This window comes from Streptococcus parasanguinis (assembly GCF_019929185.1).
GTDB classification, from domain to species: domain Bacteria; phylum Bacillota; class Bacilli; order Lactobacillales; family Streptococcaceae; genus Streptococcus; species Streptococcus parasanguinis_O.
In genome coordinates, this window is the sequence record NZ_JAHZPC010000003.1 from 58,037 (window position 1) to 81,259 (window position 23,223).

Genomic DNA, 23,223 nt, shown 5'->3' on the forward strand with positions numbered 1-23,223 from the left:
TTACCCCCTTTTCTTTTCCTGTTCTATCAATACCCGGCGTTCTTTATTTAATGCTAAATCTTTATCAACATCATAATAAGCTTCAAACTCTTCTTTGGTATTCACTTGATGGACTTGTCCATCCGTACTCAATTCTGCTGGAATCGTGATTCCTTCGTAGAGATTAGTATCAGCGGGGACAAAGAGTTGATACAAGTCGATAAACTGTTGGACATTTCCGTAGACAGTATCATAATTTAATTTAGCATCAAGCAGAATATATAATTGAGAATTCTTTTTACGGAGTAATTGGTAAGCCCTTGGATCAGACTTTTCTATAACACTCCCCTTTAAATTATTAGGAAAGAATGTTAGTTGATTCTGATATGAGTCATCATATGCATTGGTAGTTCTAAAGGGTTCCGTAGCATTGTCTAGAATAACCTTTAATTGTCCTAAAGCAACAGAAGGCGTATTAGATCCACCTTGTTCTTTTGAATCTTCCCACTCAATTTTCTTCGTTTCAAGATTTAGCCATAAAATTTTACTCTCCGAAAGTTCCCAATCTCTTTCGTAAACTTTTATAGGTAAATAATCTTTACCATTTATCTCCTCAATACCGCCTGTTTTTTCTGGTATGTATTTAGAATTATAATCTCCTACTAACTTATAAAGATCTACCTTGCTCTCCTCTAATTCTTTATCTTTGATTCGATAAATAGAAAGACTAAAGTACACATCCGGATCCTCTTTTGGTAATTTTTGCGAATACCGATGAGTTGAATTATAAAAATAGTAACGAACAATATAACGCTTGTTAGATGCTCCATGAGCACCCAATAAATTCTCACTTACATTTGGATTGTACTTAGCAAATAGCTTATCTTCTTCCGGAGTTAGAGACTTCCAATGAACTACTACTCCTTTACCATCTTCTATAAAACGATAGGAATCAATTTCCCATTTTCCAGTATAATAGCGTGATCTTTCATATTTTTCACGTTCTTGTTTGGCTTTTTCCAACTGTTGGTGATGTTGATAGGTAAAAAGTCCGAAAATAACAATTGAAATCACTAAAAGGAATGAGACAGTAAGAAATATATTTTTTTTCATTTTAATTCCTCCTTAGTTACCATACTTTTCGTTAAAATAATTATCAAAGTCGGTTAAAACATTACCTCCTTCAATTTCGATCAATGCATCATACATTTGAAAAATTTGTTCTGAGGTCATATTCTGCACAGTTAATGGCTTATCATTAAATAATTCACCTACTGCTTCTGTCATTGCATGAAAGACTCGTTCTTCCGGAGATGCGCTCTCAGCATTAAAACTATTCTCCTCAGGATGTACTCCTAAAAGGAAATCTCTCATACGAGGGTCATCCTTAAAACGTTTATTAATTATAGTTTTGGCTCTTGTAACCAGTGACGACTCTGTTTTTTTTGATTGTTGATCTTCCACAAATCCCATTACTCCATTTTGGTTAAGCTCTCCTATTCGTTTGTATGCTCCATAGTCTGTATAAAGTCGTGAGCTATGAGAAGCAACCTTAGTTTTCCCAGAATTACGTTCAAATAATGTCCAGCCTCCCTGACCAACCAAAATATCATAAATCGTCTTCTCTTTATCATTTTTTTCTCTTTTAAATTCCTCGATTTTGCTATTTTTTTCCATAAAATCTTGTAACATATTTGATAAAGGAGAAACTCCATAATTCCCTGAATTTTTAATAATTGTTTTTAAACGTCCTGAAGTTATTTCTTCTAATACACTCTGTGTATTTTCTACACCATCTCCAATTTTTGAATTTCTTAAATCTGTAAATACACTGAATGTTCCTGACGCTACTGGCCCTCCAACGAATTCTAAAATCGTTTTTATACCATTTTTCCCTACAGAGGCCCAAAATTCATCTTCTACTTTTTGTTGTTCCTGTGCAATTTGTTCCAACTCTTTCTTATATTTTCCACTAAGTGAACCTAAAGTACCATTTTCAAAATGAGAAATATGCTCTTTTGTAGTTTCTTTAAATGGTACATTTTTAACTTTATCAAAGTCTTTAATCGGATCACTAGCATTTTTTATGACTCCTTTTTCAATTGTTTTCTTAGTTAGCACCCATTCCGAGTTTTCCGCGTTATTTAAAGCGATTTTTAATCCATTACGAGTATAAAGATCTTTTACTTTGTGATCAGTACTATTCCCTAATACTTCTTCCCTTTTATGTTCAGTTCCAATTTTAAGCACTCGTATTGAAGCTAATAGACCTGACAAATCATTCATTTGTTTCAACTCTTTTTTGTATTGATCCCATTCAGCTTCATTATAATCAGGAGATTTTTCAAATGCTTGCATATCTGCAGCATGAAGTTTTTTCAAAATCACCTGTACATTGCCAAGATTCGTTGCTATTTCTTTTACTTTGGATTGATCAACTTTTTCAAGCGCATTTAGAAATAACTGTATTTTTTTTATTCCTGATTTACTTCCATCCATCCAAGAAGTCATATCTTCCGCTACATTTTTATACGCCCCGTCAGAAACTTTAGCAGGGTCCTCAGACATTATATTTGCGATTTCTGCTGTATTTCCCTTTAATTGTGCATTTAAGATCCTAACATCAGCATCCGTACTTACTCTATTAAGGTAAACCATCTTATCTTTAGTGAGATTTCCACTCTTGATACCCTCTAAAATACTTGGAACACATACTTTAGTTACTGCTTTAAAATTATGAATTTGGTTCGTTAAATTCGTAAACAAATCGGCCGAACCGTTAACATTATCTGCTAATACAGAATCTGCCAGTATTATTCCTGTATGAGTCCCTGATCGGGCAAGAATTTCAGTTGCTATATACATATCTGCTACAGGATCAAAGCTTCCTAAACTAGAATCTCCTTCTCCCATAGCTTCAACAGCTTCATCCAGCACAGTAACTAAATTATCCTTAACAATTGTAATCTCATTACGTTGAGGTGTAGTAAGAGAATTTAATAGAGTAGTCATTGCATCATCATCTGTGTATGCTAAACTTGAGAACCCCAACCCCTTAATCGCATCTGTGAAAGTGGATATATGACGCCCGTAAGTTCGAATAGCCTCAGGAGCTGTAGAAAATATGGTCGTTTGGATATTATTTAATACACTAAAGAATGCATTAATAGCCTCTGCTTTTTCACCTTCTAGACTCGTATTGAATTCACGAACTGTATCGTTAGCAGCTAGTTCGAATTTACCAGCGAACCCCTGGATGCTAGTTGCATAATTCTCTAAACCAGAAATATTCTTTACTTTTACTGTCATACATTCACTTCCTTTATGAGTTCATAGCTGCTATCAAAGCACTCTGAGCATTCGCCGCCTTCGTATTAGCTGTTGCTAAATCTGCTTCTACCTGTTTAATTTTGGCACTCAGTAATCCTAGAATTTCCTCTTTTTTCGTTGATAATATTTTCTCTAAAGAAGTCAAGTCTGCTTTTTCTTGGTGTTCTTCATCATCATACTTATCACCTGCAATATTTTCAGAAAGTGTCACCTCATACTTTATAGTTGTTGACTGTTTGTTCAATTTTGTATGAATAGCTCTCAACTTTGAAACTTCTCCTGATAATCGAGTAACTTCAATACTTGCTTCAATAGATGCTCTTGTTAAAGCATTTAATGTCGCTTGATTAGCCATAATTCATCCCCCTTCTATTTCATTAATACTTTCACTTTTCTTACAAATCCATCTTCTACATAGTAGTTCACCTGTACATCAAGTGGTTCTTCACGGACTGGTCGATTGATAACATTTAGAACACTTTGGTCTGTAATCCGCATGGCCACGATCGCTTGTTTATAGAGTTTGATAGATTTGGATACTTCGTCAATTTTTCGATTCAACTGACTGCCACTCATAGCTACTGTAGCATAGCCTGCACGCGCCCCTTTTTCAAGGACATAGTTCAGACTAGATTGAAGATCCATACTTAGATCATTCATAAGTTCTAGTTGATTGTATAGTACAATCGTTGCTTCATGTTGTGATTTCTGTTGTTCCAATCTCAATTGGATATTTTCTTCCATTTTCTTGATTCCAGCTACATAATCTTCCTTCGTAGAAAGAATTGTTACACCTTCCATCTCTGGCAATTCATTGTAGGCTGGCGCCAATACAATCACCTTTTGCTTGCTACGAACGATTTGTTTGACGAATTGTGTCATCTGCTCTTCTTTGTCTGTCAGATAGAGAAGGTTGCCTTTCTTAAGATCCCATGTCACAGGCTCAACTGTTTCCAGATCCAATCCGAGTGGTACTTTTCCTTCATCCAGCAAAGTTGCTACATCCTCACGGCCATAGAAGGCTGCTTCTGTCAACTCATCTGGCACCATTGGGATACCTGCTGGGGTGCGGCCCGTCCACATCTCTTTGAGACTTTGGACTTGATCGCGGAGGTTGTTGATGATTTGGATATCATTGTCTCCAGCGACTGGTAGGGCGAACTGGACGACATCGACTTCGTCACGCTTCATGAGGGCGCGTCCCTTGATATCTTCCATCGTAGACGCCAGTGGGGTTGCTCCCACGATACCGCGGACTTCAGAGATATCATTTTGTGGCAAGGTAAGCTGGTGTTTAAAGTTGGAATAGAGCTGAGCCCGTAGGTTGTTCTGACGGCTAGCTGTGATGATCAGGTGCACACCGATGCTGAGACCTTCACGGGAAATCCGCATGAAGAGCTTGAAGAGGTCTGTCTCATAAGGCTCGTCCTTCATAGACTCATAGCTGTCCATGAGGATGACCATGGTTGGCTCTTGCTTGCCGGTCACTTCACGGTAGAGGGCGATAGTGCCGACACCATGCTCAGAGAGGAGCTTCTTACGACGATCCAACTCGCGGTTGATGATCCGGATGAATTTCTGGATTTTTTCCGTCTGATCGAGCAAGAGGCTATCGGCCACATGCGGCAATTGGCTCAGTGGGGCTAGACCATTGGTTCCGAAATCGAGCAGGTACATAGTCAGATTTTCTGGACTCTGCTTGCGAGCTAGATCCATAGCGGCAGTCTGGAGGAAAGTGGTCTTTCCTGTACCTGGACTTCCGTAAAGGAGGATATTCCCATCTTTTGACAGATCGATAGCAACAGCTTCTTGCTTTTGCGCTTGCGGGATATCGGCTACCCCGATCAGGACGCTTGGAGCTGTCCGTTTTTGCCAAGCCTCGATCGGTACGACCTTTTCCAACTCATCCAGCGTGATCCGCTCTTTGAGCGGTGGCAACCATGGTTGGGCCACAGCTGCGATGCCTTCTTGTTGGTGCAAGTGATTGATCTCTTGCACGATGACATCCAGCTCTGTCGGCACTTCCTTGATTTCTTCTGCCATATCCAGACCAGAGAGGTCTTGGTTGAGGACTTCGTATTGGCCCAGTTCATTGATCAAGTAGATGGTATGGTCTTCGATCCCTAGCTGGTCCTTCTCAGGCTGGTAGTCTGCTCCTGACCAAGCGGTTTGGAAGAGTTCATAGACTTCGTTGTTGCCGACTTGGAGGTAGGCACGACCGGTCTGGGTGATCTCAGCCGCATCTGCCGTCCGCAGCATCTCCATAGAGTCGCCACGGTCTGCCACCTTGAGGGCTAGCTTGAAGCGGGAGTTAGACCAGATCTGGTCATCCACAACCCCAGAAGGTTTTTGTGTCGCAAGGATCAAGTGCACACCGAGGGAACGCCCGACACGCGCAATAGAGACCAACTCCTTGATGAAATCTGGTTGGTTGACCTTGAGTTCGGCGAACTCATCACTGATCAAGAAGAGGTGAGGAAGCGGTTCGGTCGCTTCACCCAGTTTAAATTTCTTTTGGTATTGGTTGATATGGTTGACCCCATATTGACCAAAGAGGCGCTCCCGACGATGGATCTCCGCATTGATAGAGGCGAGGGCCCGCATAGACTGGGCACCATCCAAGTTGGTGATGGTCCCAAGCAAGTGAGGCAGATCCTTGAAGAGGTTGGCCATTCCCCCACCCTTGTAGTCGATGAGGAGGAAAGCCACATCGTGTGGGTGGAAGTTGACGGCAAGACTCAGGATATAAGACTGAATGGTTTCAGACTTACCAGAACCGGTTGTCCCTGCGATCAAACCGTGGGGTCCATGAGCTTTTTCATGGAGATTGAGGTAGACCAAATCGTCCTTCCCGCGCAGACCGATCGGAACAGCCAAACTTTGGTAAGGGGCATGGCTCTCCCAACGACTCAAGACCTTGAGGTCATTGAAAGTTTCCGCCTGGTACATTTCAAGGAAGGTCACTGAGTCTGGAATCGAGCTCTTGAGCTGTTGGATATGCTTGAGAGGCGCAAGGCCACGCGAGATGGCTTCCTTGTCATAACCTTCAGGGAAGTGATCCAATTGGAAGTCAAGCTCCCGAAGAACCCCTTCTTGCAAGAGCAATTGCCCTTGGTTGCGGTCCTTGATAGAGATAACGGTTTGGATATTTTCAGAAAGAGATGAGAGCACGTCTGCCACATAGATGATGGAGCAGCCGAGCTCTGTCGGATCCTCACGGAAGAACTCCATGATGACATGATCCAAAATCAAGGTTTCATCGGTGATGAGGACCACATAGTGAGGGTGGAAGATCTTGGTATCATTAGCTTTTTCTTCCTCTTTTTGCGCCTTGCGGAGCTTGAGGATCTGGTTGAGACTGTTCAAGACCTGATCGCGTGTCCGCTGATTGTAGACAAAGCTACGGACATTCATGTCTTGCAGAGTCGCATGGGGCAACCAGCGCATCCAATCCCAGCTTTCTTTTTCTTCTTCTGGAATGATCGGAATAATGGTCAGATCATGGTATGAGTGAAAGACTGCCAATTGGGCAACCAGGAGTTGCAACTGCTCTAGCACGATAGGACGAGGGCCGACGTATCCTACAGGTCCCCGATTAAGGCTGGCTACAATCGGAAGATTGTCGATTTTTTGGTGAGCTTGGAAAAGAGCATAGCCTTCTTCTTCCAAGGCGTCTTTCTTCCCACTGCGTTCTTCCTGACCATATTTGAGCTCATAGCTGGTTGGAACCTTGCCCAAGCCCAAACGATAAGCCAAAAAGTCAAAATGAAGCGGTGTTTTTTCGTAGATTCGCGAGTCATAGCGTTTGACCATCTTGGTCAAATCTTCGATCGCTGGGAAATGGTAAAACATGCCTTCTCGCTGCTTCCGAGATAGCTGTTCCAAGTCCTTAGCCTTGTCCTTGAGATAGAGATGGTAGAGCTCCACGCGCTCTTTCTTGTCTTCTTTGTATTTCTTACGATTCTTGAAGAATCCTTGGACCGAAAAAATCACACTAACCACAGACATGGATACCGTCGCGATGATATAGAGCCCCCGCGGTTGGAAAATGGTGATCAAGAGGGTCACCCCAACCATGATGAGAGGTGGCATGATCAACTTCAAGAGTTCATCGGATGGTTTTTGAGGCTCCGCACCCGGAGGATTGATCAAGATCTTGTCTTCTGAGCTCCGATAGATGATCCGAGGAGACCGGTGGTACTCTGGATAGTCCTTGTAAAAGTCATAGCGTGAATGCAAACGCGGCACTAGATAAGGACTTACTTCGACAGTCCCTTCCACGCCAAATTCTTCTGGATAGAGCTTAAAGGTCACATCTCCAATGGCCAGCTCATCCCCAAAGGCCAGTGGAAAAGTCGCTTCACTGACGAGTTTGTGGTTATGGTAGAGTTTTCCAGATAAGAGCTGGCAAGTCCAAGTCTGCTCTTTTTTCACAAGGAGAAAGCGTACTGGATAGTGCAAGCGCACATCCGCACCCTTTTCATCTGCTACGAGGATTTCTTCCTTGTCTAACAGTTCATAAGTATGGACTTCCCCTGTCGCCAAGTAGCAGACCACATCCCCAAGGATCTTGCTATTTTCAAGCACACCCTTGTCTTCACCATACTGGTAGAAGATTTCCCCTTGACTCCATTGGAAATGAAGGGGATTTTCTTGCGAAGCCAGGGTCAACTGAGCTGTTTCTTGATTCGATACGGTCGCTGTTTTTCCCTCTTCTAGCGCTAGCTCATAGCGAAAACCTTTTTTATAGAGTATGATACGTTTTTTCATAGACTACTCCTTGTGTTCGCTAGACTCAGTCGAGCTTGCAGTTGTAGAAGACGAGCTTTCTGTTGAGGAACCTTCCGTAGATGAAGCCGTTGTTGAGCTGCTAGTGGAAGATTTGGTTTCATCTGTCTCTGCTTCCAAGAGTTTAGAGCGGGCATCCCAGTATTTCTTGTATTCACCCTCAAGCTCAGAGAGTTTCTTCTCGCGCTGTTCACCAGAGAGTTTTTCGCTATCACGTGTCGCCTTGATTTCTTTACGAAGGGCATAGATAATCAAGTCTGAATCGTCGATCCGCTTGGCTGTATCCAGCGCTTGGGTAAAGTCATGACGGCCGATATAGATCCAGTAGTGGAGATAGAGGCTGTCTGACTTGAGCGTAACATTGTTAAGGATGACCTTCTTTTGGTCCTCTGAGAAATTCAAGCCTTGCAAATAAGACGTCGCCAACTCATATTTCTGTGTCGTTGGAAGACTGCTTGGAGCTACTCCTTCCAACTCATCGATTACACCGGTGTAGTCTACTTTGAGATAGGCTGTATCCGCTTGAAGCAACTTTTCTTTAAAAGGTGCTTGGAAAAAGACTAAATAGATCAAAGGCAAGAGTAAGAGGGCCACTACAGCTGAAAGCCATACTGTTGCCAACTTAAAGATTCGGTGTTGACGACTTGAAACCAAGGTCAAGGTCTTTTCTTCCTCTTCCTTGCGTTCTTGGTAGGCTTTCTCTAAGAGAGCTTTCATCTCTTCTAAGCTAGCAGCATCACGGATTTCCACCAAGAAATCAGGTAGATCTTCTAATTCAAGTGTGCCTTGATAGAGCTCCATGAAATCCCAGTCCCCAAAAAGAGTGACCGCATAGCACTTGGCCTGCCGCAAGAATTCAACCTGATCCCACTTGCGTGGCACCATCATTCCCGGCACCCCGCGATAAGCGATCTTGACTTGCGCATCCTTGGTCACAAACAAATTGATAGGATGCAACATAAAGGTCACCGGAAGCTCCAAGGCTGGCGCCAAATCCAAGACATTGATAGCTAGACGCAGACGGTCTGAAACCGGTAATGCCTGGATTTCTTCTGCACTCAAGCCTAGCGCGTCTGTCTGATAGGTCAGATGAATCTGGTCTTGATCCGCTGTCATGCTTTGCTCTAAAAACAAGGGATGATGGAGATCCAAAATCCATAAATTGCGTAAATCCTGGCTATCCACTTCTGAACGCTTAAGGTCCAGCCGCCAGCTCGTTTCTTCTTTTTCAAAACGGAAGACTTGTTCTTCCAGTGTAAATTGTTCTTCTTTCACCTTACCACTCCTCAATCTCGATCAGATCACCACTCGTGATCGGATACTCTTGTACCACCTTGCCTTCATCCAGCAAGATGCCTTTATTTACCACGCGCAACTGATACTTACTTCTAGGCTCCATGGCAGACCCAAAGATCTGATCCAATTCCCGAATCAAGCGTCGCACCTCCATCCGTGTTGGGATTCGGAGGTCATGGCTTGCACCATTCATACGGAAGGTGACATTGATATGTTGGTCCATTTAGGCCTCTTTTCTATAGATTCGATAGGAAATGTAGCCAGCAATCCCAAAGAGAAGGGCACTCCAAGCCAGCATTTGCAAGGCTGGAATAAAATCCGACAGGCTAGCCGAATTGTCCTCCACATTGGACTCGAATTTAGATAATTTTTGATTTTCAGGCTGGAACAGGTCCGCTTCAGGCCCCGTTTTTTTCTTTCCCTTTATAGCAGAAAACAACTGGCCGTCTGAATCGGTCAATTGTTTCTCTTGCTTGCGTTTTTCATCTGCTAATTTTTTCTGATCCTTCTCATTGAAAAGAGACTCAGTGGCATCCAATTGGCCCCCAAGTGTCTTTTCCTGCTCTGTCTCAAGACGTGAGTTGTTGACCTGCAGACGATTATCAATAAAATCATCTGCAGAAACAACAGCTACTGGCAAGAGACTAAAGACAAAGAGAAGATACATCATTTTTTTCATAAGCTTGATTCAATTTCCTTTGTTTGAGTAAATTTCTTTGGAATGAAGATATTGGCAACCGCCAAAAGTCCGAAGAAAACCAACAATCCGAAGAAGACGCCGATACCGGCTGTTTGTCCATCAAAGTAACCCGCAAACTGTCCTTCTAAAATAGAAAGGAGGTTGACATTTTTCACCAGTGCTGGAAGGCCTGACAAGGTCGCGGTTGTTCCGATCGCGCTAGATAGGTAGACATAGCTGATCAACATGAAGAAGGCCAGTCCCATTCCAATCACACGGAAGTGTTTCAAAAGAAGGTATTGTAGTTGTACCAAGACAAAGCTTGCTAGAACTGCTAAGAATACCCATGAAGGTATATATTCACGACCGACAGAGAGTTGAATACTTGAAATCATTCCGATCACCAGTCCAAGGATGAGAGAAAGTCCCACAAGGACACCGACAGATAAGAGATCTGATTCTTGCAAGCGATCCAATTTGAAACGATCCTTAACCTTGCGAATGATTGGCTGCGTCGCAAAGAGATAAGCTGTAAAGAGGCTCAAGACTTCCAACATAAAGATCCAGATAAATGGACGGTAGACGTTGATGGTCGCTTTCACAGAAGAAGATTTCTCTGCAACTGGATTTGACAAGAAGTCAAGCAAGACTTCATTCGGCACTCCGTTTTCATAGGCATTGTTGAAGACTTTACGGAAGGCTTCGACGAAGTTCCCGTTTTCAGACAATTCCTTGTCGAATTCACCCATCAAACTTTCCGCATTGCTAGACAATTTCTCTGTATTGCCTTGGGCTTTTTCCAATTCTTTGTTCAATTGGCTAAAGATTTCATTGGTAGAGTTAGCAGCTTCTACATTGCTACGAGATGAGCTCTTAACGCCTTCTGTCGAGCTCAATAATGACGTGTATTCAGAACCAAGAGCTGACAAATCTGCATCGGTCTTGGTTTGAGCCTGTGTCACTGTTTCTTGCGCTTTTGAGATCTCTTCTAAACGTTTTTGAAGATCAGCATATTGCGTCAATTGATCATTGATATTTTTGGTTAGATCTTTGTTAGTGTTTTCGATTGCTTGAAGATTGGCCTGCAATTGTGGTCCCAAGTCTTGCAACTGTTTAAGGGTACCATCTAACTGGGCTTTCACACTCTTCGTTGCATCCCCAGATTCATCCGTTTCAATGCTCTTACGGTAGTCCTTCATGTTACTTGAAACAGCAGCCTTCACGATGTCGACCAAAGCGTTTGTCAAATCCATATCTTCGATTGGATCATAGAGTGAATGACGATTTTCCTTTTCATCTTTTGGATAGTAGGCATCGATCAATGCTCCTGCGCGTTGATAATCCAAGGCGATTTCACTAGCTTTCGATGCATAGTTAGCGACAGCTGTTTTCAAATCTTCTGCAGATACGGTCACACTGGTTGAAGAAACCCCATTCACAAGGACTTCAACATCAATCGCGCTCGGCATAGCTCCTCCATCTTCAACAAGGTGAATTTGAATTTGTTTGCCATCTTTCAGTTCGACTTCCTGCTCACCACTGCCTGCATAAGTCTGTCCATCATAGGTCCAAGTATCAACCTTGACTCCTGCAGGGACATGAATGCTGACTTTCTGTTTCCCAGATTTAGCATTAAGGACATCCGCAACTGCCGTTAATTTGGCATCCACTTCAGCAGCCAATCGTTTTAAGTCATCGGCGTTCCCTTTTGCTTGCCCCTTCGTTCCAGCAAAAGCACTATCAAAATCAATCGCTGCGTTGAGATTTCCATACTTATTCAAATTCAGACTAGCAGGATCTAAAGACGGAAGTTTTTCAATTGCTTGACGAATGTCATCATCCGCTTTATCTCGAGCCTTGCTGATAGTTTCGATTTTTGGCTTTCCAAGCAAGGTATGAAGAGTAACTTTGTCTCCTTCTTTTAGACCATAGTAGTCAAGGATCTTCTCTTTTACAGAAGACTCGATGTTCTTTTCGTGCTCATCTAATTTGTCGCGTTCTGCCTTGATCCCTTTTTCGAGGTCTGCCACACGATCATTCACATCTTTTGTCAAGCCTGCATAGGTCTTGGTCCCTGAAGCATCTCCTTCTGTTTCAGTTGGTTGACTCAATTGTTTGGTAATTGCTTCTTGGTTTTGTTGTAGATTCTTATACAACTCTTGGGTCTTTTCACTGACAACAGACTGGTTCATGGACATCAGCTGATTCATGAACTCTTCATGGCTGATCTTATCCTCAGAGCGTTGCTTGATCAATGTGTCGAAGTTTTGACCGTACTGATCCTGAGATTGGGTCAATTGATCAAAAGCCTGTGTATAAGACTCAAGGACTGTCTTCAAGGCATTATTCGACTCAACAGATGACGTAGACAAGCTATAGAGACTTGGGAAGATATTCTTGGAATCCAAGGCTGAATCCAATAAGTTACTCCGGTATGAACCAATGTTGGTCGATTGAATTTTGTTACTTGTTTCCACGTTCTTCTGAGCTGTATAGAGGTTGCTCAAAATGCTGACCATATACATATCAACCAACTGGCTATTCAAGTCTGAAACGATATCTTTAGCGACTTTATTGGCCTCGTTTTCAACCTGAGAATTTCCAGCCGCATTGACCTTATACGTCACCGTGGTCTTCTCTGCATTAACCGCGTTCACTTCCAAGACCTTCTCTGAGAAATCACTTGGAATAACGATCATCAACTGGTACTTGCCATCTGCAAGCCCTGACTCAGCAGCTCCACGAGGGAGTACAGACCAGTTTTGCGAATTATCCCGCTCGATATTCTTTACATAGCTAGCCCCAAGGTTGTATTCTTTATCATTCAGTTTAACCGCCTTGTCTTCGTTGACAACTGCAATATTGAGCTTGGTGTTTTCTGTCGTTTGCACGGTCTTGGCTTCGTTTTGCTTTTGGTCCTTTTGAACCGTCGTATAAAGACCCACGACAGATCCCATCAAAAGGAGCACAACCGCACTCTGACCGATGTATTTTAACCATTTTTTATTTTTAACTTCCATACCTTTTCCTTTTTCTAATTCATAGATACAAAATAGGGGTTAGGAATTAAGAATCTAACCCCTATTTTCTATATATCAAAAGACAAAAGGGTGATCTACCTACAAGAAGTAAGATCACCTCCAAGACTATCTTAGTGGATTTGTGCAGCGATATCTTGGTCAGTTTGTTCAACGATATCAGCAACTTTGATCAATTGACCGTTGATGTCTTCCAACAATTGAGCGAATTGTTTAATTTTTGGAGACAATTCGTTGAATTGTGCTTCAAAGCTATCAAATGCAGATCCATCCCAGTTTGCGTCGATGACTTGTTGTTCATGAGTCAAAGTAGTAAGGATTTGATCGATTTCTTGAGAACCTTGTGCATAACGTTGTGCTGAAGCACGTAGGTCTTCTGGAGTTAATTTAATTTGAGCCATATTTTTCTCCTTTTGGGCTGATACCCTTATATTTTTTTCATAAACAATACATTTTAGTACGAATTAGTAAAATGCCAGATAACTGTATATTTTACCTTTTTCTCCCTGTTTGTATTATTTACTTAAAAATATCTTAATGAAATATTGCCAGAATGTCAAGTTTAGAGGGCTAACTGATAAAACATTGTAACTTTGTTACAATTGTGTAACATTTTGTCATAAATATGTAATATATTTTCTGAATTCCTTGCCCCAGTAGTCTCCAACTAGTATTATTTCTGAGAAGAAAAGAAGACACTCTGTCCTTTTATATTAACTCAACACATAGATAAAAATTGTTGATTTTAGGTGTTTTTAAAAGCAAATTTTGAAGATTTTTGTATATTTTTTCATTTTTAAAACTTTTATGGTATAATGAAACCTGTTCAAAACTTGTTTCATACAAGATCGAACACCATTAACCTATAAGGAGTATATATGAAAAAATTTCTACTTGCCTCTGTCTGTCTACTAGCTCTTACCGCTTGTAGCCAAGGCTAACAAGGCAAAGGAACTACTGCCGCTTCTCCCAAGCAAGAGGAAACTCAAAACAAAAAGGAGCAAGTCCAAACCAAGACCTTTGTTAGTGACCTCGGCGATCACCACCAAAACAAAATTCAAATTGGCTACAAGAAAGAGGAAATTGTCTCTTTTACTTTCCTTAGTTTTGAACCCATTTCCTCAGATTTGCAAGACATGGATCTTCCTGAATTAAAGGAAATCTACCAAGAAGAATTAGAACATAGCGATATCTATAAAACCTTAAATGGTAAGCCTGGACTTAGCTTCCGCATTCAAATTTCAAAAGATAAACAATCCTATGCTAAAGTCTTACAGGCTGACTTCTCAAAAATCAAGAAAGATGAGTTTGCTACCATCTACGGAGATCAAGGGGAGGAAGAAAGAGCCGAGTTCAAGAAATACCTCAATGGCAAGCCCCAAGATCTCTTTACCTATTTCAAAGATCAAGGCCTCAAAGAAGAAAAATAAAAAGAGCTTCCTGAGTTTCATCACCACACTGGTGAGAGCTCAGAAAGCTTTTTCTTATTTGTTCAAGATTGAAAGGGTTTCAAGGAGATTGTCTGCATGAACTTCGATGGTATCTCCTGTCGCTTTGATTTTCACTTCAACGATGCCTTCAGCTGCTTTCTTACCAACTGTTACGCGGATTGGAAGCCCAATCAAATCACTATCGCTGAATTTGACACCAGCGCGTTCATTTCGGTCATCCACTAAGACTTCGTAGCCTTTATTCACCAAGGCTTCTTCGATCCGATCGGTCAAAGCAAGACTCGCTTCATCCTTGACATTGACTGGAATCAAATGCACATCAAATGGCGCCAATTCTTTAGGGAAGTTAATTCCCCAAGCGTAACGGTATTCCCCTTTTGGAGTCTTATTGACAAAGAGTCGTGCATGTTGCTCCATAACGGCTGAAAGAAGACGGCTGACACCGATTCCGTAGCAGCCCATGATGATTGGAACCGCACGACCGTTTTCGTCCAAGACATCTGCTCCCATGCTAGCTGAGTAGCGTGTGCCGAGTTTGAAAATGTGACCGATTTCGATCCCACGTGCAAAGTTCAAGACCCCTTTCCCATCTGGTGAGATTTCGCCTTCACGAACTTCACGAATATCCACGTATTCTGCAGTAAAGTCACGTCCTGGGTTGACACCAGTCAAGTGGTAGCCTGTTTCATTGGCACCGACTACTGCATTACGGCTGTCTTGTACCTTGCGGTCTGCGATAATCTTAACATTTTCAGGAAGATCAACTGGACCGAGAGAGCCAAAATCTGCTCCTAATAATTCTTTCACTTCCACTTCGGTTGCAGGTTCAAAGAAATCTGCGCCAAGATGGTTTTTCAACTTCACTTCATTGAGCTGATCATTACCTACAAGAAGGGCAACAACTGGCTCTTCATCTGCAATGTAAACCAAAGTCTTGATAGTCGCTTCTTCTGGAACATTCAAGAAGGCTGCCACTTCATCAATGGATTTGACACCTGGCGTTTCTACGCGTTTTACTTCTTCTTCCGCTACAACACGGTTACTTGGTTTGTATTCATTGGTAGCCATTTCCAAGTTGGCAGCATAGGTTGATTCACTTGAATAGGCAATGGTATCTTCCCCAGAAACCATCCATTTGAGCAATTCTGCTTTGATTTCTTCTTGGACTTCTGCTGGGATCTCATCAAAGGAAGCCACTGATTTGTCTAAAACAACCCAACGATCCAAGTCTGTACGAGCAGGTGTAACAGCCATAAACTCTTGGCTATCTTTTCCGCCCATGGCACCACCATCACCGATGATGGCTTTGTAGTCGATGCCACTGCGTGTGAAGATCCGCTCATAAGCTGCCTTGTATTCATCATAAGTGACATCCAAGCTATCGTAGTTCGCATGGAAGCTATAACCATCTTTCATAATGAACTCACGGGTCCGAAGAAGACCGTTCCGTGGGCGTTTTTCATCGCGGTATTTTGGTTGAATTTGGTAGAGATTCAACGGCAATTGTTTGTAAGATTTTACTGAGTCGCGCACAATAGCGGTAAAGGTTTCTTCGTGAGTTGGACCTAAGATAAAGTCAGAGCCTTCACGGTTTTTCAACTTATAGAGGTCTTCCCCGTAAGTTTCGTAACGACCAGATTCACGCCAGAGATCCGCACTCAAAAGGGCTGGAGCAAGCATTTCTACTGCTCCAATTTTTTCGAATTCTTGGCGCATGATGCCTTTTGCTTTTTCAATCACTCGATTTGCTAATGGCAGATAAGAATAGACACCAGCTGATACTTGGCGAACATATCCTGCACGCAACATCAAAGCATGGCTAATGACTTGGGCATCGCTTGGCATTTCGCGAAGCGTTGGAATCAACATTTTACTTTGTTTCATGGACAATATCCTTTTCTATTTCAAAAATAATTTCATAATATCATTCCAGGTGACAGCAATCATCAAAATAACCATTACAGCTACACCTGCAAGCGTCATATAGGTTTCTACTTCTTGTTTCAGTGGCTTTCTCCGGACGACCTCGATCAAATTGATCAAGATTTTTCCTCCATCCAAAGCGGGAATCGGGATTAGATTGAAGATCCCAATATTAATAGAGAGCATGGCCATAAGAGACAAGACTGCTGGAATTCCTAATTGAGCAGCTTGTGAGCTGGCATTGTAGATGGCAACCGGACCACCCAGTTTATTGAGACTAAAGTGGAAAATGATATCTTTCAAAGCTCCCAAAATCCGTGTCGCTGTATTCCAGGTATCTGTAAAACCAGACAAGAGTTTATCCACAAATCCTGTCTTGAGGCCATTTGTCACACCCAGATAGTAACGATTCCCTGACTTGGTTGGCTTTACTTTAACTTCTTTTTCTTGGCCGTCTGTTTTGACTTTCAGGGTCAATTCAGGAGCCGTCTTGCTGTCCTTGGTTGCTTTCTCGACAGCATCAGTCAGCTCATCCCAGTTGCTAACGGTATCGTTGTTAACTTGAAGGATCTGAACGTTGCTTTTGACACCGACCTTAGCCAGCGCCCCATCGGGTGCCACCTGAACATTGTTGCTGTAGTAGTCAATCGCACCACCGCGCATAAAGGCTAGAAGTGAGTAGACGACAATACTGAGGATAAAGTTGTTCATAGGACCCGCAAAGTTGGTGATCAACCGTCCCCAAATGCTGGCATTCTGATACTGAACATCTCTCGGCGCAATCCGCACTTCTGTCCCATCTTCCTCAACAATGGTCGCATCATGATCGACATCATAAGTCTTAGTCTCATCGAGAACCAAGCCCGTAATTTCCAGTTTGTCTTCAAAGTCAAACTGGGTAACATTCATGGGAAGGGCTGTCTGATCCAGATTCTTTCCTGAAAGATTGATCCGGACGACCTTACCAGCCTCATTTAGCGTCAAGCTGACAGGCGTTCCGGTTTTAATCTCAGTTGTATCCTCACCCCAGCCAGCCATCCGAACATAGCCACCTAAAGGTAGAATGCGAATCGTATAGGCTGTTCCATCTTGACCAATATGGGCAAAGATCTTTGGACCCATCCCGATCGAGAATTCTCGCACCAGGATGCCCGATTTTTTTGCAAAATAGAAATGACCAAACTCGTGAACGAGAACGATCACTCCAAAAATAACAATAAAGGCAATAAACTGCATCGTTCTATACGTGGTTTCCTTTCTATCTCTTCTGTCTTAGAACAAGCCCAAGAAATGCATCAAGGGAAAGACAAAAATCAAACTATCAAAACGGTCTAGAACACCGCCATGTCCTGGAATAAATTTCCCAGAATCTTTCACACCGAAGTGGCGTTTAATCGCACTCTCTACCAGATCTCCAAACTGACCTGCGATACTAAAGAGGATGGTAAAGAAGATCATAGCAAGAAAACCATGTCCACCCGCCACAGAACGATCCACGATCATATAGATCACAGTTACCGCAACTGCAGACAAGATTCCCCCAAGACTGCCTTCAATCGTTTTATTAGGAGAAACCGCAGGCATGAGCTTGCGTTTCCCAAACCGACTTCCTACTAAATAGGCACCGGAATCTGTCGCCCAAACAATAAAGAGGGCTAAAAGAACCTTATCAATACCAGCAATTCGCGCATCTACTAAGGAATGGAAACCAAGTCCAACATAAAAGCTAGACGCAATGGGATAGACCACATCTTCATAATTGTAATTCTGAGCAAGAACAGTTGTTCCCATGAGAATCAAGACAACCAAACCATAAGCAATCATATTGCCATCTGCTGGAAGGTAAGGGAGGTAGTCCTCGATCGGCAACGTCAGGACAAAGGCCGCTAACATGGCTAGCGCTCCTTCAAAGGTCGCTGTCTCAAGCCCCTTCATCTTGAGCAATTCATGAACCCCTAGCATGGCGATCAAGCCAATCACAATCTGGAAGAACACCCCTCCAACCATTACTGTTGGAATGAAAAAGAGCAGGGCAATTCCTCCAAAAATCACACGTTTTTGTAAATCTTTCGTCATCATCTTCTCCTAAACACCACCAAATCTCCGATGGCGATGGCTATATTCTACTATGGCACTTCGTAGTGCTTCCTCTCCAAAATCTGGCCACATCACATCTGTGAAATACAACTCACTGTATGCAGCCTGCCAAGGGAGGAAATTACTCAAACGGATCTCTCCGCTGGTACGGATAATCAAATCCGGGTCCCTTAGGACGCGTGGCAAACTCTCGGTATAGAGAGAATCTGCGATCATCTCTTCTGTGATATCTTCTGGACTGAACTTCGCATCCAAGACTTCTTGGGCGATCTGCTTCACGGCCTGAGTGATCTCAGCACGTCCACCATAATTGAGTGCGAAATTCAGGATCAAGCCTGTATTGAGATGGGTCATCGCTTCTGCTCTTTCCAAAGCCTCTAGCGTTTCTTTTGGTAATTTCTTGGTATCACCGATCATTTGAATCTTGACATTGTTGCGATGCAATTCGGGGACGAAACGATCATAAAACTCGACCGGCAAGTGCATGATGAACTTGACTTCATCTTCAGGGCGTGTCCAGTTTTCCGTAGAAAAGGCATAGACCGTCAAGACCTGAACCCCCATATTTTTTGCTGCAATCGTCACTTCTTGGAGAGCTTCCATCCCTGCCTTATGACCGAAGACGCGCGGTTGCATCCGCTTTTTCGCCCAGCGACCATTGCCATCCATAATGATCCCAATGTGTTTCGGGACTTCTAAAGGTATCTCGATTTTTTCTTTTTTCTTAAAACGAAACATGTTTTTCTACCTATTTCAATATTTATCGCTTCATTATACCATAAATCCCCATAAAATAGGGACTCTGGCCTCTTTTTTGAACCAGCAGGACTTTCCTTCATCACATCGTCCTATTTGCCCACCAAAAAAGAGGCCCTTGCCTCTTCTTTGATGATTATTCTTCGATGGCTGAATCAGCATCTGAGCTAGCACCTTCTGTCGCAGTAGCTGAGATTCCTTCTGATACAGGAAGAACTGTTTTGATCGCTCCCAATTCAAAGGTCAGGTAGACACCATCAACATCCAAGACAACGGTCTTGCGGTCTGTATCGACTTCATCGATGGTTCCGTACAAGCCACCAATCGTGATGACTTCATTTCCTTTTTGAAGTTTATTCAAACTTTCCATCCGTTTTTGGTACTGTTTCTTTTGGCTACGGCTCATGAAGTACATCAAACCGACCATAAGAACGAGCATAATTAGCAAACTTCCGCCTTGCATATGTTTCTCCTTTAATTTTCATATATGCTATACTATATCAAATTTCGCCCGTCTTTTCAAGTTTTCCCATCCTCTTCAAGTAAAATCAGACTCCAGTCTCAGAGAGGAGGCAAGTTTTGCTGAAAAAGAAAAAAACCACGAAAAGTGGGCTACTGACTAGTCAATCGTAATGCCATACTTTTCATGATTCTCATCATACCAATCAATCAAGGCCAAAGCCGTTTGATAGGTAATATTTTTGATTTTACTCGTTCCCTTCGTCAAAGTCGCCAAGCTCATTTTGCTGATGTTTGTTTCAGTTGCGACACGATAGCTCGTCAAGCGACCGTCAACCATCAGTTGAACAACGGCTTCCACTTTTCTGTATTCGGGAGTTGAGTAGATATCAATTGTATTGCTCATCTTACTTCCATTCCTCAAATTTTATTCTTGTATAGATTATATACTTATTTTCTTTATTTATTAATAATTTTGCTCAAATTGGATTAATTTCACTAATTATTGATGTTTTTCCACCCCAAATAGGAGGATTTTGGCCTTATACGGCGAATAATTTCCCCCAGGTGGGAAGAAAAAATAAAGACTGCTATATGATAGCAGCCTCTATTTTTCACAAACTAATTCGCCTTAGTCTGCTTGTTTATCAGTGTTTTCTTCCTTCTTTGTGTCTTTTTCTCTAATCACAAGGACACCATCTTCCATGTCTGCTTCAAGATGTTTAGCATCCAAGTTATCCAAGTGGAAGTCTGTGACTTTGTCACGGATTTGTTGTTCAACTACCCGACGGAGTGGACGAACTCCCATCACTTCATCATAACCTTCTTCAGTCATATATTCTTTGGCTGCATCGCTCACTGCCAAGTCGATTTCTTTCTTAGAAAGGGTCTTATTGACATCTACCAACATCAAATCAACAATCTTAGAAAGGTCTTCCTTGCTCAAGTGTGAGAATTCAATGACAGCGTTGAAACGGTTCAAGAATTCTGGACGGAAGTAAGGTTTCAAACGATCCATGAGTTCTGGTTTATCCGCATCTTCTGTCAAGTTGGCTTCGTAACCAAAGCCAGCGTTTGAAGTGGCGATAATCACAGTGTTCTTGAAGTTTACAGTGTTCCCTTGACCATCAGTCAAACGACCATCATCCAAAACTTGGAGAAGAAGTGTGATCACTTGAGGGTCAGCCTTTTCAATTTCATCGAGAAGGACGATTGAGTAAGGGTTACGGCGAACACGTTCTGTCAAAGTATTGCTATTGTCATCGTAACCAACATAACCAGCAGTTGTACCAATCAATTTAGAAACGGCTGTGCGGTCGCTATATTCTGACATGTCCAAACGGATGATCGCATCTTTGGTTCCGAACATATCAAGAGCCAATTGTTTAGCCAACTCAGTCTTACCAACACCAGTAGGACCTACAAAGAGGAAGCTACCGATTGGGCGGTTCCCTTCGTCAAATCCTGCACGGTTCCGACGGATAGCACGTGCTACTGCTTCAACGGCTTTATCTTGACCGATAACCTTGGTTTGCAAACGGTGACCCATATCTTTCAAACGTTCGATATCAGTTGCACCCATTTGTGACACTGGAATACCCGTCATCCGTTCTACTGATTCAGCCACATCGTTGATTGTTGCTGTTACTTTATGGTCTTCCGTATGGTTTTCAATTTTCTTTTCAAGTTCTTCGATACGAACTTTTGCTTTCAAAGCTGCTTCGTAATCTTCTTTAGCCGCAGCTTCTTCTTGTTTGGTTTTTTCTTCTTCAATTTCATGTTCCACAGCATGGACATCTGTTACAGGATGTTGGGCTGCCAAGTGGGCAGCTGTCACATCGACCAAGTCAATGGCCTTATCAGGCAAGCTACGTTGTGGAATGTATTGGATCGAATAATCAACCGCTGCTTTCAAAACTTCATCTGGCAAGATGACATTGTGGTGTTTTTCATAAAGATCACGGATCCCTTGGAGGATCTTGAAAGTATCTTCGGCTGATGGAGCATTGACTTTCACTTCGTTGAAACGACGAGCAAGAGCCGCATTCTTCAAGATGGTGTTACGGTATTCATCTTGAGTAGTTGCCCCAATGACTGTCAATTCCCCACGTGAAAGAGCAGGTTTGATGATATCCGCAAGACCTTTAGATCCTTGACCATCACCTGTGCTGCCTGCACCAAGGATTTGATGGATTTCATCAAAGAAGAGAATGACATTTCCCATAGCCTTGACTTCTTGGATCAGATTTTGAATATTTTCTTCAAAGCTACCACGGTATTGCGTACCAGCTTCTAGACCAGAAATATCAATCGAGATGATTTCTTTGTTTTTGATAGCAGCTGGAACATCCCCGTTCACAATAGCTTGTGCCAAACCTTCTACAACTGCTGTTTTACCAACACCGGCATCCCCTACAAGGACAGGATTGTTCTTGGTACGACGAGACAAGATTTCAGCAGTTTCTTGAATTTCTTTATTACGTCCGATGACTGGATCCAATTTTCCTTCACGAGCTTCTTCGGTCAAGTTGCGACCAAGTTTTGCAAGGATCCCATCTTGTTTCATTCCTTTACCTTGATGGTGTTGCACTTGCTCGCTTCCTTCATTTGGAAGTTGACCGGTTTGACGGTAAATAGCGAATTCTTCAGGTGTCACTTCACGACCGTTGATCATGTAGCGACGGCTTTCAGAACGAAAACCACCCATGTTTCCCATTAGTTGATTGAAAAGATCATCCATATTGTTAAAGTTGTTATTCATATTGTGTACCTCTAATTTACATAATTTTAATTCATTCTTGAAAATTAGCAGACCAATTGACTGCCGTTTGATTGTTTACATAATTTTAATTCATTTATTTAATAATAGCCCTACAGGCTAACAGTTTCTATTTTTCCTTTTATCAATTAGTTGTCTTAATTTTGGAAATAGCATATCACCATCTCCTTTCCACTATTGATCTTGTAAACTAGTAGGTTTTTTCAACCTCTTTTTGTTTACATAAATTATTATAACGCAGACTGATTTCTTTGTCAACACTTTTTTACATAATTTTTTAAATTTATTAAAAAATCTGGATGTCACTCCAGATTCCATATTTAAATAGAAGTTCTTGGCTAGATAGATTTAAATTTACCAGCTTTTTCTTGAATAGCTGTCTGTACATTTTTAGCAAATTGCCCCACCATGGATTGGTCTAGTTGCTTCCCGACCACTTGGACGTCTTCTTCAGCTACTGTTGCAATCGCAGTCAAGCCATCATTGTAACGCTTCTCAACTCCTGCCTTGCAGGTCAATAAAACGGGCGCATAGACAACCCGGATTAAATCTTTTTCAAGTTTCTTTCGGCTTTCGATGATCCTCATCTTATCTTTCATATCTAAATCAAAGAAATCTTTGACTGGACTATCACCCATACTTCCTCCT

General features: G+C 42.2%; 18 protein-coding genes. 1 reads left to right on the forward strand and 17 read right to left on the reverse strand.

Annotation, left to right across the window (positions count from 1 at the left end; all coding sequences use genetic code 11):
* The 9 genes from K1I56_RS02920 to K1I56_RS02960 form a co-directional block, all read right to left on the reverse strand.
* The gene (locus K1I56_RS02920) at positions 1-1,092 is read right to left on the reverse strand and encodes a hypothetical protein (RefSeq protein WP_223325209.1); all 1,092 of its coding nucleotides are present in this window, start codon (positions 1,090-1,092) and stop codon (positions 1-3) included.
* A 12-nt stretch (positions 1,093-1,104) separates the two neighbouring features.
* Positions 1,105-3,288, reverse strand: coding sequence for a hypothetical protein (locus K1I56_RS02925; RefSeq protein WP_223325210.1), 2,184 nt, complete (start codon positions 3,286-3,288; stop codon positions 1,105-1,107).
* A gap of 13 nt (positions 3,289-3,301) precedes the next feature.
* Positions 3,302-3,664 carry a hypothetical protein gene (locus K1I56_RS02930; RefSeq protein ID WP_223325211.1) on the reverse strand — a complete coding sequence of 121 codons (363 nt, stop codon included), beginning with the start codon at positions 3,662-3,664 and terminating at the stop codon, positions 3,302-3,304.
* A 14-nt stretch (positions 3,665-3,678) separates the two neighbouring features.
* Complete coding sequence (gene essC, locus K1I56_RS02935) at positions 3,679-8,079, reverse strand: type VII secretion protein EssC (RefSeq protein WP_223325212.1); 4,401 nt, start codon at positions 8,077-8,079, stop codon at positions 3,679-3,681.
* A 3-nt stretch (positions 8,080-8,082) separates the two neighbouring features.
* Positions 8,083-9,372 (reverse strand): type VII secretion protein EssB, encoded by a 1,290-nt coding sequence (gene essB / locus K1I56_RS02940; RefSeq protein WP_223325213.1) that lies wholly within the window; start codon positions 9,370-9,372, stop codon positions 8,083-8,085.
* Position 9,373: 1 nt separating this feature from the next.
* Positions 9,374-9,616, reverse strand: coding sequence for an EsaB/YukD family protein (locus K1I56_RS02945; RefSeq protein ID WP_003013697.1), 243 nt, complete (start codon positions 9,614-9,616; stop codon positions 9,374-9,376).
* Positions 9,617-10,072 carry a type VII secretion protein EssA gene (essA, locus tag K1I56_RS02950; protein WP_045759059.1) on the reverse strand — a complete coding sequence of 152 codons (456 nt, stop codon included), beginning with the start codon at positions 10,070-10,072 and terminating at the stop codon, positions 9,617-9,619.
* On the reverse strand, positions 10,069-13,092 hold the full coding sequence (esaA, locus tag K1I56_RS02955; RefSeq protein ID WP_223325214.1) for a type VII secretion protein EsaA: 3,024 nt from the start codon (positions 13,090-13,092) through the stop codon (positions 10,069-10,071). The genes essA and esaA overlap by 4 nt, the downstream gene beginning before the upstream one ends.
* Before the next feature lie 131 nt (positions 13,093-13,223).
* Positions 13,224-13,511 (reverse strand): WXG100 family type VII secretion target, encoded by a 288-nt coding sequence (locus tag K1I56_RS02960; protein ID WP_003016069.1) that lies wholly within the window; start codon positions 13,509-13,511, stop codon positions 13,224-13,226.
* A gap of 735 nt (positions 13,512-14,246) precedes the next feature.
* Between K1I56_RS02960 and K1I56_RS02965 the strand changes: the two genes are divergently transcribed.
* The gene (locus K1I56_RS02965; RefSeq protein ID WP_223325215.1) at positions 14,247-14,540 is read left to right on the forward strand and encodes a hypothetical protein; all 294 of its coding nucleotides are present in this window, start codon (positions 14,247-14,249) and stop codon (positions 14,538-14,540) included.
* A gap of 54 nt (positions 14,541-14,594) precedes the next feature.
* Here K1I56_RS02965 and K1I56_RS02970 read toward each other — a convergent pair whose 3' ends face one another.
* From K1I56_RS02970 to K1I56_RS03005, 8 genes are all read right to left on the reverse strand, one after another.
* Complete coding sequence (locus K1I56_RS02970; RefSeq protein WP_223325216.1) at positions 14,595-16,445, reverse strand: proline--tRNA ligase; 1,851 nt, start codon at positions 16,443-16,445, stop codon at positions 14,595-14,597.
* A 15-nt stretch (positions 16,446-16,460) separates the two neighbouring features.
* Positions 16,461-17,720 (reverse strand): RIP metalloprotease RseP, encoded by a 1,260-nt coding sequence (rseP, locus tag K1I56_RS02975; RefSeq protein WP_021154371.1) that lies wholly within the window; start codon positions 17,718-17,720, stop codon positions 16,461-16,463.
* 36 nt (positions 17,721-17,756) lie between these two features.
* Positions 17,757-18,560, reverse strand: a complete 804-nt coding sequence (locus K1I56_RS02980; RefSeq protein WP_023919527.1) for a phosphatidate cytidylyltransferase — start codon at positions 18,558-18,560, stop codon at positions 17,757-17,759.
* Positions 18,561-18,569: 9 nt separating this feature from the next.
* A complete protein-coding gene (gene uppS, locus K1I56_RS02985) occupies positions 18,570-19,319 on the reverse strand; it encodes an undecaprenyl pyrophosphate synthase (RefSeq protein ID WP_003009971.1) in 750 nt (249 codons plus the stop codon).
* A gap of 154 nt (positions 19,320-19,473) precedes the next feature.
* Positions 19,474-19,800: a preprotein translocase subunit YajC gene (yajC, locus tag K1I56_RS02990; protein WP_003004444.1), complete on the reverse strand. Its 327-nt coding sequence runs from the start codon at positions 19,798-19,800 to the stop codon at positions 19,474-19,476.
* Between the two features lie 156 nt (positions 19,801-19,956).
* Positions 19,957-20,202 carry a hypothetical protein gene (locus K1I56_RS02995; RefSeq protein WP_003009969.1) on the reverse strand — a complete coding sequence of 82 codons (246 nt, stop codon included), beginning with the start codon at positions 20,200-20,202 and terminating at the stop codon, positions 19,957-19,959.
* A 225-nt stretch (positions 20,203-20,427) separates the two neighbouring features.
* Complete coding sequence (locus K1I56_RS03000) at positions 20,428-22,557, reverse strand: AAA family ATPase (protein WP_023919529.1); 2,130 nt, start codon at positions 22,555-22,557, stop codon at positions 20,428-20,430.
* Positions 22,558-22,913: 356 nt separating this feature from the next.
* Positions 22,914-23,213 (reverse strand): hypothetical protein, encoded by a 300-nt coding sequence (locus K1I56_RS03005; protein WP_070586354.1) that lies wholly within the window; start codon positions 23,211-23,213, stop codon positions 22,914-22,916.
* Between the last annotated feature and the right edge of the window lie 10 nt (positions 23,214-23,223).

Coding starts and splice junctions, on each gene's coding strand:
- esaA (WP_223325214.1), bottom strand. CDS start 13,092: ATGGAAGTTAAAAATAAAAAATGGTTAAAATACATCGGTCAGAGTGCG.
- K1I56_RS02965 (WP_223325215.1), top strand. CDS start 14,247: ATGGATCTTCCTGAATTAAAGGAAATCTACCAAGAAGAATTAGAACAT.
- yajC (WP_003004444.1), bottom strand. CDS start 19,800: ATGCAAGGCGGAAGTTTGCTAATTATGCTCGTTCTTATGGTCGGTTTG.
- essC (WP_223325212.1), bottom strand. CDS start 8,079: ATGAAAAAACGTATCATACTCTATAAAAAAGGTTTTCGCTATGAGCTA.
- essA (WP_045759059.1), bottom strand. CDS start 10,072: ATGAAAAAAATGATGTATCTTCTCTTTGTCTTTAGTCTCTTGCCAGTA.
- K1I56_RS02920 (WP_223325209.1), bottom strand. CDS start 1,092: ATGAAAAAAAATATATTTCTTACTGTCTCATTCCTTTTAGTGATTTCA.
- K1I56_RS03000 (WP_023919529.1), bottom strand. CDS start 22,557: ATGAATAACAACTTTAACAATATGGATGATCTTTTCAATCAACTAATG.
- K1I56_RS02925 (WP_223325210.1), bottom strand. CDS start 3,288: ATGACAGTAAAAGTAAAGAATATTTCTGGTTTAGAGAATTATGCAACT.
- K1I56_RS02945 (WP_003013697.1), bottom strand. CDS start 9,616: ATGGACCAACATATCAATGTCACCTTCCGTATGAATGGTGCAAGCCAT.
- K1I56_RS02960 (WP_003016069.1), bottom strand. CDS start 13,511: ATGGCTCAAATTAAATTAACTCCAGAAGACCTACGTGCTTCAGCACAA.
- K1I56_RS03005 (WP_070586354.1), bottom strand. CDS start 23,213: ATGGGTGATAGTCCAGTCAAAGATTTCTTTGATTTAGATATGAAAGAT.
- K1I56_RS02980 (WP_023919527.1), bottom strand. CDS start 18,560: ATGACGAAAGATTTACAAAAACGTGTGATTTTTGGAGGAATTGCCCTG.
- rseP (WP_021154371.1), bottom strand. CDS start 17,720: ATGCAGTTTATTGCCTTTATTGTTATTTTTGGAGTGATCGTTCTCGTT.
- K1I56_RS02970 (WP_223325216.1), bottom strand. CDS start 16,445: ATGAAACAAAGTAAAATGTTGATTCCAACGCTTCGCGAAATGCCAAGC.
- K1I56_RS02930 (WP_223325211.1), bottom strand. CDS start 3,664: ATGGCTAATCAAGCGACATTAAATGCTTTAACAAGAGCATCTATTGAA.
- uppS (WP_003009971.1), bottom strand. CDS start 19,319: ATGTTTCGTTTTAAGAAAAAAGAAAAAATCGAGATACCTTTAGAAGTC.
- K1I56_RS02995 (WP_003009969.1), bottom strand. CDS start 20,202: ATGAGCAATACAATTGATATCTACTCAACTCCCGAATACAGAAAAGTG.